We start from the raw sequence: 14,221 nt of genomic DNA on the forward strand, positions 1-14,221 counted from the left end.
AGGCTAGACGCGCGGCAGCACGGCGCGCGCGTCGGCCGAGGTCATGCCCGTCGCGGTCAACAGGTCGACGGCGAGCGGGCGGAGCGCCGTGAGGAGGTTCAGCTCGGTCTGCGTGCCGTCCGGGAGGATCAGCGCGGGATCCAGTCGCGCCGCCACGGCGGCGACGGCCTCCCGCGCCGGCGGCTGCAGCGAGATGTCGTCGAGGCTCTCCCCCACCAGCTCCGCCGCGCGCATGAGCTCGGCCAGCACGTCGGCCGGCACGGGGCGGCGCTGCCCGTCCTCGCACAGGTAGACCGCGCGCCGCGCGACGACCCGCAGGTTGCGCGTCGCGAAGTCCATCGCCTGCAGCACGCCGTGGTGCCGCCGCAGCTCGGCCCGCTGGGGGCGGAGCCACGGTGAGAAGCCGGCGACCGCCAGACTCGAGTCCAGCGACGCCCGCCAGTCGTCGACGCGCGGCGCGATCGCGCGCGCCTTCTCCAGGCCCCTGGCCGCCCGGATCGGGTCGCCTCGACGCAGCGCCTGCACGATGGTGCGCGCGGCCGAGTCCGCCGCGGCGAACACCGCATGGCCGTCCCGCGCCTCTTCGCGGCGGGGGTTGCGCGGGATGAGCGCGGTCACCAGCAGCGCCGCGACCCCGCCGACGACGCCGTCGACGACGCGCGCGAACGGCTGGCTCGCCGGCAGCGACATCACGATCGACGCCTGGATGCCCGCCATGATCGCGAAGGGCGGGAAGGGCGAGAGGAAGCGGGCGACCACCAGCGTCACCCCGAGGGCCAGCGCCAGCTGCCACCACCCCGGCCCCACCACCACGACGAAGGCCTCCGCGACGAGGATCCCGACGAGCATGCCCACCACGGTCTCGAGCACCCGCTTCGGGCGGGCATCGCGGACGAGCCCGAGGCTCGAGATGGTGACGGTGGCGGCCAGCAGCGGCGCGGGATGGCCGACCACGTAGTGCGCGAAGGCCCATGCCGCGGTCGCCGCCACCGTGATCTGCACGATGGCCAGCGCCGAGCCGCGGACGCGGGTGAGCGGCGGCCGGAGGTCGAAGCGGGCGCGCCATCCGGTCGGAACGGCTTGCGTGATCGCGGCGGTGTCGCCGTCTCCGCTCACCGTCGGACCCTCGCCTACTGCGCCGCGCTGCGGCGCGAGAGCCGGGTGATCCTGGGCACGTTCGCCGTGGCGCCGGCGTCGGGCGGCACGATGACCTCCTGCGCCGCGGCGACGGGACCGTCTTCGGTGTCGACGGTGAGGGCGGCGTCGACGGGGGTCGTGCGCCGCACCACGGCCAGGGCGATCGGCCCCTCCTCGTGGTGCAGGGCGGCGGAGGTCACGATGCCCACCTCGGCGTCGCCGAGCCGCACCGCGGCGCCGTGCGCGGGCAGCACGCTGCCGGAGCCGTCCAGCTGCAGCGCGACCATCCGCCGCGGCGGGTGGCCGAGGTTGTGCACCTTGGCGACGGTCTCCTGACCGCGGTAGCAGCCCTTCTCGAGATGCACGGCCGTGCGCAGCCAGTCCAGCTCGTGCGGCAGCGCCCGCTCGTCGACGTCGGTCGTCCACCGCGGGCGCCATGCCGCGACGCGCAGCGCGTCGACCGCGGCGAGGCCGGCGAGCTCGAGCTCGCCGCGGGCTGCGGCATCCGCGATCCGTCGCTCCTCGTCGCGCGTGACGATCGCCTCGGCCCAGTCGCGGTCGGCGCCGGGGTGGGGGTCGACCGGCGCGTAGGCATGGCCGCCGGGCATGACATCGGGCCACGGATCGTGCCAGACCAGCGGCACTCCGGACGGCGCGGCCGGCGTGATGCGCGCGAGCGCCGACGCCGTGCCCCCGACCACCGCGAACTCGTCGGCGATCCGCGGGTCCACGCGGAGCCGGAAGCGCATCCTGCGCAGCCAGCCGTGCAGGCCTTCGACATCGGCGCGGTCGGCGATGAGCCAGGTCGTCTCGCCGTCGTCGACGACGGATGCCGCGTGCTCGACGTGCCCCTGGGGGTCGAGGATCAGCAGCTCGGTGCCGACGCCGGGCTGGAGCCGGGCGAGGGCCTGCGACGAGAGCGAGTCGAGCCAGGTGAGCCGGTCCTCGCCGGGGACGGCGATGACGGCACGGTCCCCGAGCGGCGCCACGGCCGCCCCCGCGGCGAGGCGCCGCTGCTCGACGAGCGGATTGCCCACGTGCTGGAGGCCCGCGTCGTCGACGACGGCCCCGGGGAGGGCGGCGAACAGGTCGGTCATCGGTGCTCCTCGCTCAGTCGGCCCGGGCGAGACGCGCGGACGCGTGCGCGGCGAGCTCGTAGCCGAGCGCGGCGATGTCCCACGCCCACAGCAGATGCCCGTCGACGAGTCCGTACATGCGGGTGGCCGCCGCGTAGTTCTTCGCGCCCGCCGGCCGCACGACGGCATCGGTGGCGATGTCGATCCGCGGGCCCTTGATCTGGCCGAGGTACAGCTCGCTCACGCCGTCGGCGTGCACGATCGCCGCCTCGATGTCGAAGCCGCCGTCGGCGTTGCGCAGCCGTTCGATGTCTTCGGCGCCGCGCGCGACCGGTGCGGCCGTCGGCGGGAGGAGACCGGGGCCGGCATCGGCGTCCGTGGCCGGACGGGACAGGCGCCAGTAGCCGAGCTCGGCGACCAGGCGCGTGCGCGACCCCGAGTCGTCGGCGTCGTGCAGCCACGCCTCGGCCGAGTAGTTGAGGTAGTCGCCGCCGTCATGGCTGAAGCTGACCCGGTGGGTGAACTCACCGGTCAGCGAGTGCTCCCCGTAATCGATGACGCCGGTGCCCTCCCAGACCCCGATGAGCCAGGACAGCGGGACGAGTTCGGCGGGGAGGTCGGTCGGGATGTCGATCACGACGGACCCGTCAGCGCTGGCCGCGGTACAGGTTCTTGAGGACGACCGCGGAGACGAAGGCGATCGCGAGCGAAGCCAGACCGAGCAGGCCCACGTAGAAGAGTTCGAGCGCGACGAGATCCATGGCAAGGAGTCTAGCCGGGAACGAGGGCGGCGAGCCCGAAGCCCAGGCTGATGACGCCCATCACGAGGGCGGCGCCGAGCATGCTGGCCGCGACCCGCTCGGTGAAGCCCTGCGAGCGGCCCGGCCAGAGCTGGATCGCGAACGCCGCGATGAGGCATCCGCCCAGTCCCACCGCCAGCCATGCCCCGCGCCAATCGGGGGTGGCCAGGACGCCGATCACGATCGCGATCACGGCCGCGAGCACCCACACGGCGATGATCCCGCCGAGCGTGCGCCGGGGTGCGAGGTCGGGGATGGCCACGGCTCCATCATCCCGCATGACGGCGCGTGGCGCACGCTTCGGCGGTGGCGTCGGGCTCCCGCGATCGGAGCGCACGGCCGCCACGCCCTACACTGGGGTTCGCGGCGCGCCCCCACGCGCCGGGAAGGCGATCCATTGGCACAGCTCCTGGTTCTCAGTTCCACGCACGGAGGCGGTCCCGTCCTGCCCTCGCTCGAACTGCTGAGTCACCGCGTGCGCCAGATCCCGGCCGAGCCGGCGCAGCTCGTCAACGCGCCGAGCGCCGACGTCATCTTCGTCGACGCGCGCGTGGACCTCGTCGGCGCCAAGTCGCTGTGCAAGATCCTCAACACGACGGGCCTGGACGCCCCGCTCCTGCTGATCGTCACCGAGGGCGGGCTCACCGCGGTGTCGCCCGACTGGGGCGTCGACGACGTCATCCTCTTCACCGCCGGACCCGCCGAGGTCGACGCCCGGATCCGCCTGGCCGTCGGCCGCCAGTCGGCCGAGCAGGTCTCGACGCGCATCCAGACCTCGGGCATCACGATCGACGAGTCCTCGTACTCGGCCAAGGTGCACGGCCGCGCGCTGGACCTCACGTACAAGGAGTTCCAGCTCCTCCACTTCTTCGCCACGCACCCCTCCCGGGTGTTCACGCGCGAGCAGCTGCTGAGCGAGGTGTGGGGGTACGACTACTTCGGCGGCACCCGCACCGTCGACGTGCACGTCCGGCGTCTGCGCGCCAAGCTCGGCGACATGGAGCAGCTCATCGGCACCGTGCGCAACGTGGGCTACCGCTTCAACGTCTACGAGGACGAGCCGGAGCCTGCTCCGGTGCCGCGCGAGCGCAGCGACGCCTGAGACGGATGCCGCGGCCCGCCGCGGCATCCGCTCATCCGCTGCTGCGGGCGTCGCCGGCGGCCCCGACTCGTTCACACTCTCGACACGCGACCCTGCAATGATGAGGGGATGATCGAACCCGAGGTGCTCGACGCCGGCCTGGGCGACGCGGACGACGACGACTTCGACCTCGAGGAGGTCTTCGACTCCCAGCTGCCCGATCACCGGTACCTGGATCGCGAGGTCAGCTGGCTCTCGTTCAACCAGCGGGTGCTCGAGCTCGCGGAGGATCACCGTCTGCCGGTGCTCGAGCGGGCGAACTTCCTCGCGATCTTCGCGAGCAACCTGGACGAGTTCTTCATGGTGCGCGTGGCGGGCCTCAAGCGCCGCATCGTCACCGGCCTCGCCGTTCCCACGAACGTCGGCCGCTCCCCCGCGGACGTCCTCGCCGACATCTCGGCCGACGCCCACCGCCTGCAGCTGCGCCACGCCGAGACGTGGAAGAGCCACGTCAAGCCCGCCATGGCCGAGGCGGGCATCGAGGTCGTCTCGTACGAGACGCTCCAGGCGGACGAGCGCGCCCAGCTCTACGAGTACTTCCAGGCGCAGGTCTTCCCGGTCCTCATGCCGCTCGCGGTCGACCCCGCCCACCCGTTCCCCTACATCTCGGGCCTGTCGCTCAACCTCGCGATCCGCATCCGCAGCGCGCGCACCGGGCGCCAGGAGTTCGCCCGCCTCAAGGTGCCGCCCATGCTCCCCCGGTTCGTCGAGCTTCCCCCGGCCGACGGCGCGGTGCGCTACCTGCCGCTGGAGGACCTGATCTCCAACCACCTCGACGACCTCTTCCCGGGGATGGAGGTGCTCGACCACCACGCCTTCCGTCTCACCCGCAACGAAGACGTCGTGATCGAGGAGGACGAGACGGAGAACCTCATCCAGGCGCTCGAGGCGGAGCTGCTGCGGCGGCGCTTCGGCCCGCCGATCCGCCTGGAGATCACCGATGACATGGACGACGTGACGCTCGACCTCCTCATCAAGGAGCTCGACATCACCGAGCAGGAGGTCTACCGCCTCCCCGGCCCGCTCGATCTGCGCGGGCTGTTCGACCTGTCTCGCATCAACCGGCCCGACCTGCACTACAAGCCGCACGTGCCCACGACCGCCCTGGCGTTCCAGCCCGGCGACAACAACGAGCGCCCTGACATCTTCTCGTCGATCCGCAAGGGCGACGTGCTCGTGCAGCACCCGTACGAGTCGTTCGCGACCAGCGTGCAGGCGTTCCTGGAGCAGGCGGCCAAGGACCCGCACGTCCTGGCCATCAAGCAGACGCTGTACCGCACCTCCGGTGACAGCCCGATCGTGGAGGCGCTGATCGACGCCGCCGAGGCCGGGAAGCAGGTGCTCGCCCTCGTCGAGATCAAGGCCCGCTTCGACGAGGCGAACAACATCGTGTGGGCGCGCAAGCTCGAGAAGGCCGGCGTGCACGTCGTCTACGGGCTCGTGGGCCTGAAGACCCACTGCAAGCTCGCCCTGGTGATCCGCGAGGAGAACGGCGTGCTGCGCAGCTACAGCCACGTCGGCACCGGCAACTACAACCCCAAGACGAGCCGCATCTACGAGGACTACGGCCTGTTCACGGCCGACGACCAGGTCGGTCGCGACCTGACGCGCCTGTTCAACGAGCTCAGCGGCTACGCCATCGAGAAGAAGTTCAAGCGCCTCCTGGTGGCGCCGCTGCACCTGCGCAAGGGGCTGCTCCGCCTGATCGACAAGGAGCGGCGCAACGCGCAGGCCGGCAAGCCCGCGAGCGTGCGCATCAAGGTGAACTCGATCGTCGACGAGCAGATCATCGACGCGCTGTACCGCGCCAGCCAGGCGGGAGTGAAGGTGGAGGTGTGGGTGCGCGGCATCTGCGCGCTCAAGCCCGGCGTCGAAGGGGTCAGCGACAACATCACGGTGCGCTCCATCCTCGGCCGGTACCTCGAGCATTCGCGGATCTTCGCGTTCCACAACGACGGCGACCCGATCGTGTACATCGGCAGCGCCGACATGATGCACCGCAACCTCGACCGCCGGGTCGAGGCCCTGGTGCGGGTGTCGTCCCCCGCCCACGTGAAAGAGATGAACGACCTCTTCACGCTCGCGATGAGCGACACGACCAGTTCGTGGCACCTCGGCCCGGACGGCGAGTGGGTCAGGCACCACACCGACGCCGACGGCAAGCCGCTGCTGGACATCCAGGACCGCCGGATGACCAACGTCCAGCGCCGCCGGCGCGCGCGGGCGGTGCGATGACCGAGACCGCGATCTACGCGGCCGGCGGGGTGGTCTGGCGCATCGTCGACGAGAAGGTGCTCATCCTCCTCATCCACCGCACCAAGTACCGCGACGTCACGCTGCCCAAGGGCAAGGTCGACCCGGGCGAGATGCTCGCTGAGACGGCGGTCCGCGAGATCCGCGAGGAGACCGGCATCCGCGTCGCCCTCGGGGTGGCAGTCGGCGTCTCGCGCTACCGGCTCCCCAGCAAGCGCACCAAGATCGTGCACTACTGGGCCGCCGAGGCGACCGACGCCGCGATCCGCGCGTCGGCGTTCGTGCCGAACAAGGAAATCGCCGCGCTCGAGTGGGTCTCGCCCAAGAAGGCCCTCAAGCGGCTCAGCTATCCCGTCGACCGCGAGATCGTCGAGCACTTCCTCCGGCTCATGGATGAAGGCGTCCTGCGCACCTTCCCCATCATCGCGCTGCGCCACGCCAAGGCCCTCGCGCGCGAGGAGTGGAAGGGGAAGGATGCCGCGCGCCCGCTGTCGCCCCGCGGCCGCAAGCAGGCGAGCGCCATCGTCGGTCCGCTCCAGGCGTTCGGCGTGAGACGCATCATCTCGAGCCCGGCGACGCGCTGCGCCGACACCGTGAAGCCGCTGGCCGCCGCGCTCGGTCGGCGGATCGAGCTCACCAAGCTCATCAGCCAGGACGCGTGGGAGGACGGCAAGTCCGACGCCCGCACGATCATCGGCGAGCGCGTGCGTGCGCGCAAGCCCGCCGTCCTGTGCAGCCACGGACCGGTGCTCCCCGACATCCTGAGCGAGCTCGCCCTGGCCACCGGCACGCTGCGCGGCTCGTACCTCGGCAGCGCGTCCGCCCTGGAGACGGGGGCGTTCTCTGTGGCCCACCTCTCGGTGGACAATCCCGGTTCCGGCATCGTCGCGATCGAGACCCACGAGCCGAAGGTCTGACCGGGGGCGCCCCCCGCGCACCCCTGCCCGTTCACCTCCCGTTCACCTGCGCAGCGCACTCTCTTAAGAGTCCGAGCCTACGTTTCAGAGCGAACCCCGCACCGGGTTCCCACCCGAAGGTCCTGCACGGACCTGATTCCCTGACACGTGAAGGATTCACACAGTGAAGATCTCCCGCATCGCCCAGGTGGGCGCTGTCGCCGCTGTCGCGGCCCTCGCCCTTGCCGGCTGCGCCGCCAACGAGACCGCTCCCGGCGACACCACCGGCGGCACCACCTCCGAGCTCTCCGGCGAGATCGCCGGCGGCGGATCGTCGGCGCAGGAGGTGGCGGTCCAGGCCTGGACCGCCGGTTTCCAGACCGCGAACCCCGACGTCACCATCACCTACGACCCGTCCGGCTCCGGCGCGGGCCGCGAGTCGTTCCAGGCGGGCGCCTTCCCGTTCGCGGGCTCGGACCGCGCCTTCACCATCGAGGAGATCGAGGCCGGCCCGTTCGACGCGTGCGTGGACGGCTCGGGCATCATCGAGCTCCCGACCTACATCTCGCCGATCGCGGTCATCTTCAACATCGAGGGCGTGGACGCGCTGAACCTCGACGCCGCCGCGATCGCGGGCCTCATGGCCGGCACGATCACCAACTGGAACGACCCGGCGATCGCCGCGCTCAACGAGGGCGTGACGCTTCCCGATCTGGCCGTGACGCCGGTGCACCGCGCCGACGACTCGGGCACCACCGAGAACTTCACCGACTACCTGTTCCAGGCCGCCGGTGACGTCTGGACGAGCGAGCCCGACGGTGTCTGGCCGCTCTCGTCCGGCGAGGCTGCGCAGGGCACCTCGGGTGTCGTCTCGGCCGTCGCAGGCGGTAACGGCACCATCGGCTACGCCGACGCCTCCCGCGCTGCCGAGGAGGGCCTCTCGACCGCCGCCGTCAAGGTCGGCGACGAGTTCGTCGAGTACTCGCCCGAGGCCGCTGCGGCGATCGTCGACGCGTCGCCGCTCGAGGAGGGCCGCGGTGAGGGCGACCTCGCCATCGAGCTCCAGCGCACCTCGGACGAGGCAGGCGTCTACCCCATCGTCCTCGTCAGCTACATGATCGCGTGCCAGGAGTACGCCGACGCGGCGGTCGCACCGATCGTCAAGGGCTACCTGCAGCACGTCGCCAGCGCCGAGGGCCAGGACGCCGCGGCCGAGGCCGCCGGCAGCGCCCCGATCTCGGACACCCTGCGCGAGCAGGTCAACGCGGCGATCGACCTGATCGTCACGGACTGAGAACATCGATGCCCGGCCCGGTCGTCCACGACCGGGCCGGGCATCACCCCTGAGAAGACCCGAACCCGAAGGACACCATGACGACGACCACCGCCCCCGCGGCCAAGGTCAAGCAGAGACCAGGAGACCGCTGGTTCTCGGGGACCGCACTCTCGGCCGGCCTGATGATCCTCGTCACGCTGGCCGCCGTCGCGCTGTTCCTCATCATCCAGTCCATCCCGGGCCTCACCGCCACGAGCGAGACCGCGAGCATCCTCACCGGGAACTTCTGGGAGTATGTGTGGCCCCTCGTGTTCGGCACGGTGTGGGCGTCGTTCCTGGCGCTGCTCATGGCTGTCCCGCTCGCGGTCGCCGTCGCGCTCTTCATCTCGCACTACGCACCGCGTCGCCTGGCGCAGGGTCTCGGCTACGTCGTCGACCTGCTGGCCGCGGTGCCCTCCGTCGTCTTCGGCCTCTGGGGCATCCTCGTGCTCGCCCCCGCCGTCCAGCCCGTCTATGCCTGGCTCAACGCCAACATGGGGTGGTTCCCCCTCTTCGGCGGCACGGTGTCCAGCACCGGCCGGACGATCTTCACCGCTGCGATCGTGCTGACCGTCATGGTCGTCCCCATCATCACCGCCATCTGCCGCGAGATCTTCCTGCAGACTCCCGTCCTCCACGAGGAGGCCGCGCTCGCGCTGGGCGCCACCCGCTGGGAGATGATCCGCATGGCCGTGTTCCCGTTCGGGCGCAGCGGCATCGTCTCGGCCTCGATGCTCGGCCTGGGCCGCGCCCTGGGCGAGACGATGGCCGTCGCCATGGTGCTCTCGGCGACCGGCGTCGTGACCTTCCAGCTCTTCACGTCGGAGAACCCCAGCACGATCCCCGCGAACATCGCGCTCACCTTCCCCGAGGCGTACGGCACCAACATCAACGTGCTGATCGCCACGGGCCTCATCCTCTTCATCGTCACCTTCGCGGTCAACGCCATCGCCCGATGGATCGTCAGCCGTCGCAAGGAATTCTCGGGGGCGAACTGACATGACCGTGACGACCGCTCCTCCCGAGGCGCCGCAGCAGGCGCCGGTGCGCGAGACACCGCGCCTGACCAGCGGGCACCTGCCCGCATGGGGGCCGTGGGCCATCCTCGCCGGCAGCCTCGCCATCAGCGCGATCCTGTTCGGCGTCCTCTCGATCGGCTCGGGCGAGGGCTTCAACCTCGCCGGGTGGGGCGTCGTGGCCGCCCTGCTCTACCTCGCGCTCATCACGACCACCTCCTCACTCGTCGAAGGACGCCGCAAGGGCGTCGACCGGCTCGTGACGGGCGTCGTCACGATCGCCTTCCTCGTGGCCATGGTGCCGCTCGTCTCGCTCGCGATCACCGTGCTGGTCAACGGCGTCGCGGGCCTGTCCGCCGAATTCTTCACCTCGTCGATGCGCAACGTCGTGGGCGAGGGCGGCGGCGCGCTGCACGCGATCGTCGGCACCCTGCTCATCACGCTGGCGGCGGCGGTCATCTCGATCCCGATCGGCATCTTCGCCGCGATCTACCTCGTGGAGTACGGCGCGGGGAACCGGGTCGCACGCGGCATCACCTTCCTCGTCGACGTGATGACCGGCATCCCGTCGATCGTGGCCGGCCTCTTCGCGTACGCCGTCTTCGCGCTGTTCTTCGGTCCCGGCATCCGCATGGGCATCATGGGCTCGATCGCGCTGGCGGTGCTGATGATCCCCGTCGTCGTGCGATCCACCGAGGAGATGCTCCGCCTCGTGCCCAACGAGCTGCGCGAGGCGTCGTACGCGCTCGGCGTGCCGAAGTGGCGCACCATCGCCAAGGTCGTCCTCCCGACGTCGGTCGCCGGAATCACCACCGGCGTCATGCTGTCGATCTCGCGCGTCATCGGCGAGACGGCGCCGCTGCTGCTCACTGCCGGCGTCGCCACCTCGATGAACTACAACCTCTTCGACGGGCGCATGATGACGCTCCCGGTGTTCGTCTACACGCAGTACATGAACGCGGGCATCCCCGTCGAGGCGTACCACAACCGCGCCTGGGCCGCCGCGCTCGTCCTCATCGTCATCGTCATGCTCCTCAACCTCATCGCGCGCATCGTCGCGAGGGTCTTCTCGCCGAAGCTCGGCCGCTGAGCATCCCCAACCCGAAAGCACCGACGGAAATCATGTCCAAGAGCATCGAAGTCAACGACCTCAACGTCTACTACGGCGACTTCCTGGCCGTCGAGGGTGTCTCCCTCGACATCGAGCCGCGCAGCGTCACCGCCTTCATCGGCCCCTCCGGCTGCGGCAAGTCGACCTTCCTGCGCACCCTCAACCGCATGCACGAGGTGATCCCCGGCGCCCGCGTCGAGGGCGAGGTGCTGCTCGACGGCGACAACCTGTACGCGCCCAACGTCGACCCGGTGCTCGTGCGCCGCCAGGTCGGCATGGTGTTCCAGCGCCCCAACCCGTTCCCGACGATGTCGATCAAGGAGAACGTGCTGGCGGGCGTGAAGCTCAACAACAAGAAGATGTCGAAGTCGGACGCCGACGCCCTCGTCGAGAAGTCGCTGCGCGGCGCGAACCTCTGGAACGAGGTCAAGGACCGCCTCGACAAGCCCGGCTCGGGCCTTTCGGGCGGTCAGCAGCAGCGTCTGTGCATCGCGCGCGCCATCGCCGTCTCGCCCGAGGTGATCCTCATGGACGAGCCCTGCTCGGCGCTCGACCCGATCTCCACGTACGCCATCGAGGAGCTGATCGGCGAGCTCAAGAACGACTACACCGTCGTCATCGTGACCCACAACATGCAGCAGGCGTCGCGCGTGAGCGACAAGACCGCGTTCTTCAACATCGCGGGCACCGGCAAGCCCGGCAAGCTCATCGAGTACGACGAGACCAGGACCATCTTCACCACGCCGTCCGTGCAGGCGACCGAGGACTACGTCTCGGGTCGATTCGGCTGATCGGCGGTCAGTCGCGCGGGGTGAGCAGGTAGCGGTTGAAGGACGCCGTCAGCTCACCGTCGACGGGCACGTCCCTGCCGTCGATCGCGCGGATGGGCGCGGCCAGGCGGACGCTCGACACCAGCCACGCGGCATCCGCCCGGGCCAGCGCCGAGACGGGGATCGTCTCGTACGCGGTCTCGGCGCCCCGCTCCTCCAGGTGCGCGAACAGACTGAGCTGGGTCGTGCCGTGCAGGATCCCGCCGTTGGGCGCGGGCGTGAGGAACCGGCCGTCGACGCGGAGGATGAGCGAGGCCGTGGGCGCCTCCAGGACGAAGCCGTCGGAGGTGACGAAGATCGCGTCGTCGGCGCCCCTGCGCTTCGCCTCGCGGATCGCCGCCATGTTGACGGCGTACGACAGCGTCTTCGCCCCGAGGAGCAGCCACGGCGCCCTCCGCGGCGTGTCGATCCCGTAGCCGCGGTCCAGCGTGACGACGCGGATGCCGCGTTCGCGCACCGCGGCGTTGTCGGGGGCCTCCGCGGCCGTCACCCACGCCGTCGGCGTCGGCCCGTGCTCCACCCCACGGCTCAGGATGAGCTTGATGACCGCCTCGGCGTCGGGCGGGCAGTGCTGGGCGGCCACGGCGATCGCCTGCCGCCACTGTTCCCGGTGCGGAGCGGGAAGGTCGCACAGGGCCGCCGAATGCGCGAGGCGATCGAGGTGGGGACCGACCTCCTGCGCGTGGCCGTCGACCACCCCGATGGATTCGAAGATCCCGTCGCCGCGCTGCGTGCTCATCTCCCCGACGCTCAGCGCCGGTGCGGTCACATCGATCGGTGTGAAGGTGTCGGAGAAGTCCGAGCGCGGGTCGTCGGATGCCGCGGGGTCGATCACGAGGGCGAAGCGCCAAGCCATGTCAAGAGCTTAGGCCGGGGAATACGGTCCCCTGGGCCTCGGTTAGACTGTATCGGCCGGGCCGCAGTAACCCCGGGCTCCATCTTCTGCCGCTGCGAGCGGCCTCGCGCCGAGAGGCGTTCTGCGGCCCGGCACTCGTATTCCCGGCCACGGCCGCCCGCCGGATGGCTCAGCTCAGCGCGTCGCGCCGCCACAGGGCGGCGCAGGCCGACAGATCGGCGGCGAAGTCCGAGAGCCGCAGCGCCCGCGTGGTGAACGCGGAGGCGCGGTCGGGCTCGGTGACCTCGTAGTCGTCGGCGAGATGCGTGGCGCCCGACGCCTGCACGCGGCAGAACGCCGCCGCCCTGTCCAGCGCCACGGCGAAGTCGCCCTCGAACAGACCGCGGAGGATGGTGTCCACCAGCGCGACCAGCTCGTCGGGTCCGGCGGGCGACGGCGCTCCGGCCACCACGTCGTCCGCGGAGGAGAGCTCGGCACGGCCGCGCTCGTAGAGCAGCGCAGAGGTGCGGGGGTCGTCGTGGATCATCAGCTGCACGAGGTACAGCCGCCACAGCGCACCCGGGAGGGTCTTCGCCGGCGACCGCGACCACAGCTCGGCGATGTCGTCGATGCCGTGCTCGTCGGTGAACGCCACGAGGCGGTCGACGATCGCGCCGTCCGGGTCGGCACGGACGCGTGCCAGCAGCGCGTGCGCGGTGGAGTGGGCGACGCGGGACACCTCGGCCGGATCCTCGGCCGAGAACCGCCGGTCGAAGAGTTCGGCCGGCCGCCGGACGGGCTTGTGGAAATCCCGGGACGCGTCGCTCATTCCGTCCAGGCTACTCGCCGCCACGAGCACCGGCTCGCGCAGCTCCTGGTCCCGCTTCAGCGCGGCGGCCCACGGCAGGCACACGGGGCAGCACCGCTTCAGACCTGGTTGATGCGGATGTGGTTGCCCGCGGGATCGCGGAACGCGGCATCCCGCGGTCCCCATCCCTGCTCCTTCGGCTCCTGCAGGACCTCGGCGCCGAACGCCCGCAGCTTCTCGAACGTCCCGTCCAGGTCGGTCGTCGTGAAGACGTACGGGCCGGGGCCGGATCCCTTCGCGATGAGCCGCTCGAGCGCTTCGCCGTCGTCGGGCGAGCGTCCGGCCGTCGGGTCGGACACGACGAGCGAGAGGCCGGGCTGCCCCGGGAATCCGAAGCTCACCCAGCGGTGGCCGTCGTACGACACGTCGTTGACGACCTCGAGGCCGAGTCCGTCGCGGTAGAAGGGGATGGCGGCGTCGACGTCGTCGACCGTGATGGGGCTGTACGCGAGTGCGATGTTCGTCATGACAGCCACGCTAGGGGGCGACGGGAAAGCGCGCTTCTCCGATCCTGCTCGGTCTGAGCCGCGGCGCGGCCCCTCGCGCTACGCGTAGCGCGTCGGCCGCGTGAGGATCTTCGCCACGCACAGCGGCATGGCCTCCGCGGCGTCGTGCGGCCGCGCGCGGTACGAGCTGGGGGTCTCCCCGACGATCTCCGTGAACGTCGAGCTGAACGAGCCCAGCGACGTCGCACCCACGGCGGTGCAGGCATCCGTCACCGACATCCCCTCGCGCAGCAGCGCCATCGCGCGCTCGATGCGGCGGGTCATCAGGTACGCGTACGGCGTCTCGCCGTACGCGGCCTTGAACTCGCGCGAGAAGTGCGCGGGCGACATGAGCGCCTGCGCCGCCATCGTGGGCACGTCGAGGGGCTGGGCGTAGTCGCGGTCCATCAGATCGCGGGCGCGGCGCAGGTGCGCGAGCGTCTGGATCGTCTGCCGGG

Annotated in this window: 15 protein-coding genes; 7 read left to right on the forward strand and 8 right to left on the reverse strand. The window is 71.0% G+C overall.

The window, feature by feature from the left end; genetic code table 11:
* Nucleotides 1-3 precede the first annotated feature (3 nt).
* The 4 genes from V6R91_RS20175 to V6R91_RS20190 all read right to left on the reverse strand — a co-directional run bounded on the left by V6R91_RS20175 (nt 4) and on the right by V6R91_RS20190 (nt 3,275).
* A complete protein-coding gene (locus V6R91_RS20175) occupies nt 4-1,116 on the reverse strand; it encodes an FUSC family protein (protein WP_336396704.1) in 1,113 nt (370 codons plus the stop codon).
* Between the two features lie 14 nt (nt 1,117-1,130).
* The gene (gene ygfZ, locus V6R91_RS20180) at nt 1,131-2,234 is read right to left on the reverse strand and encodes a CAF17-like 4Fe-4S cluster assembly/insertion protein YgfZ (RefSeq protein WP_336396705.1); all 1,104 of its coding nucleotides are present in this window, start codon (nt 2,232-2,234) and stop codon (nt 1,131-1,133) included.
* 13 nt (nt 2,235-2,247) lie between these two features.
* On the reverse strand, nt 2,248-2,850 hold the full coding sequence (locus tag V6R91_RS20185; RefSeq protein ID WP_336396706.1) for an FABP family protein: 603 nt from the start codon (nt 2,848-2,850) through the stop codon (nt 2,248-2,250).
* A 134-nt stretch (nt 2,851-2,984) separates the two neighbouring features.
* On the reverse strand, nt 2,985-3,275 hold the full coding sequence (locus V6R91_RS20190; RefSeq protein ID WP_336396707.1) for a hypothetical protein: 291 nt from the start codon (nt 3,273-3,275) through the stop codon (nt 2,985-2,987).
* Between the two features lie 135 nt (nt 3,276-3,410).
* Between V6R91_RS20190 and V6R91_RS20195 the strand changes: the two genes are divergently transcribed.
* The 7 genes from V6R91_RS20195 to pstB all read left to right on the forward strand — a co-directional run bounded on the left by V6R91_RS20195 (nt 3,411) and on the right by pstB (nt 11,536).
* Nucleotides 3,411-4,115 (forward strand): response regulator transcription factor, encoded by a 705-nt coding sequence (locus V6R91_RS20195; protein ID WP_336396708.1) that lies wholly within the window; start codon nt 3,411-3,413, stop codon nt 4,113-4,115.
* Nucleotides 4,116-4,223: 108 nt separating this feature from the next.
* Nucleotides 4,224-6,389, forward strand: coding sequence for an RNA degradosome polyphosphate kinase (locus tag V6R91_RS20200; RefSeq protein WP_336396709.1), 2,166 nt, complete (start codon nt 4,224-4,226; stop codon nt 6,387-6,389).
* Nucleotides 6,386-7,324, forward strand: a complete 939-nt coding sequence (locus tag V6R91_RS20205) for an NUDIX hydrolase (protein ID WP_336396710.1) — start codon at nt 6,386-6,388, stop codon at nt 7,322-7,324. Before V6R91_RS20200 ends, V6R91_RS20205 begins: the two co-directional genes overlap by 4 nt.
* Before the next feature lie 163 nt (nt 7,325-7,487).
* Entirely contained in the window at nt 7,488-8,597 is a 1,110-nt protein-coding gene (locus V6R91_RS20210; RefSeq protein WP_336396711.1) for a phosphate ABC transporter substrate-binding protein PstS, read from the forward strand.
* Nucleotides 8,598-8,674: 77 nt separating this feature from the next.
* The gene (gene pstC, locus V6R91_RS20215; protein WP_336396712.1) at nt 8,675-9,616 is read left to right on the forward strand and encodes a phosphate ABC transporter permease subunit PstC; all 942 of its coding nucleotides are present in this window, start codon (nt 8,675-8,677) and stop codon (nt 9,614-9,616) included.
* A 1-nt stretch (nt 9,617) separates the two neighbouring features.
* Nucleotides 9,618-10,724, forward strand: coding sequence for a phosphate ABC transporter permease PstA (pstA, locus tag V6R91_RS20220; RefSeq protein ID WP_336396713.1), 1,107 nt, complete (start codon nt 9,618-9,620; stop codon nt 10,722-10,724).
* Between the two features lie 32 nt (nt 10,725-10,756).
* On the forward strand, nt 10,757-11,536 hold the full coding sequence (gene pstB / locus V6R91_RS20225; protein WP_194396018.1) for a phosphate ABC transporter ATP-binding protein PstB: 780 nt from the start codon (nt 10,757-10,759) through the stop codon (nt 11,534-11,536).
* 7 nt (nt 11,537-11,543) lie between these two features.
* Here the strand turns inward: pstB and V6R91_RS20230 are convergent, their stop codons facing one another.
* The 4 genes from V6R91_RS20230 to V6R91_RS20245 form a co-directional block, all read right to left on the reverse strand.
* Nucleotides 11,544-12,431 (reverse strand): aminodeoxychorismate lyase, encoded by an 888-nt coding sequence (locus V6R91_RS20230; RefSeq protein WP_336396714.1) that lies wholly within the window; start codon nt 12,429-12,431, stop codon nt 11,544-11,546.
* Between the two features lie 169 nt (nt 12,432-12,600).
* The gene (locus tag V6R91_RS20235) at nt 12,601-13,239 is read right to left on the reverse strand and encodes a DNA-directed RNA polymerase subunit beta (protein ID WP_336396715.1); all 639 of its coding nucleotides are present in this window, start codon (nt 13,237-13,239) and stop codon (nt 12,601-12,603) included.
* 98 nt (nt 13,240-13,337) lie between these two features.
* Complete coding sequence (locus tag V6R91_RS20240; protein ID WP_336396716.1) at nt 13,338-13,745, reverse strand: VOC family protein; 408 nt, start codon at nt 13,743-13,745, stop codon at nt 13,338-13,340.
* Between the two features lie 78 nt (nt 13,746-13,823).
* Nucleotides 13,824-14,171, reverse strand: coding sequence for a helix-turn-helix transcriptional regulator (locus V6R91_RS20245; RefSeq protein ID WP_336396772.1), 348 nt, complete (start codon nt 14,169-14,171; stop codon nt 13,824-13,826).
* Between the last annotated feature and the right edge of the window lie 50 nt (nt 14,172-14,221).

This window comes from Microbacterium sp. CCNWLW41, from assembly GCF_037083505.1.

Coding starts and splice junctions, on each gene's coding strand:
- V6R91_RS20235 (WP_336396715.1), bottom strand. CDS start 13,239: ATGAGCGACGCGTCCCGGGATTTCCACAAGCCCGTCCGGCGGCCGGCC.
- V6R91_RS20230 (WP_336396714.1), bottom strand. CDS start 12,431: ATGGCTTGGCGCTTCGCCCTCGTGATCGACCCCGCGGCATCCGACGAC.
- V6R91_RS20240 (WP_336396716.1), bottom strand. CDS start 13,745: ATGACGAACATCGCACTCGCGTACAGCCCCATCACGGTCGACGACGTC.
- V6R91_RS20200 (WP_336396709.1), top strand. CDS start 4,224: ATGATCGAACCCGAGGTGCTCGACGCCGGCCTGGGCGACGCGGACGAC.
- pstC (WP_336396712.1), top strand. CDS start 8,675: ATGACGACGACCACCGCCCCCGCGGCCAAGGTCAAGCAGAGACCAGGA.
- pstA (WP_336396713.1), top strand. CDS start 9,618: ATGACCGTGACGACCGCTCCTCCCGAGGCGCCGCAGCAGGCGCCGGTG.
- V6R91_RS20205 (WP_336396710.1), top strand. CDS start 6,386: ATGACCGAGACCGCGATCTACGCGGCCGGCGGGGTGGTCTGGCGCATC.
- pstB (WP_194396018.1), top strand. CDS start 10,757: ATGTCCAAGAGCATCGAAGTCAACGACCTCAACGTCTACTACGGCGAC.
- ygfZ (WP_336396705.1), bottom strand. CDS start 2,234: ATGACCGACCTGTTCGCCGCCCTCCCCGGGGCCGTCGTCGACGACGCG.
- V6R91_RS20245 (WP_336396772.1), bottom strand. CDS start 14,171: ATGGACCGCGACTACGCCCAGCCCCTCGACGTGCCCACGATGGCGGCG.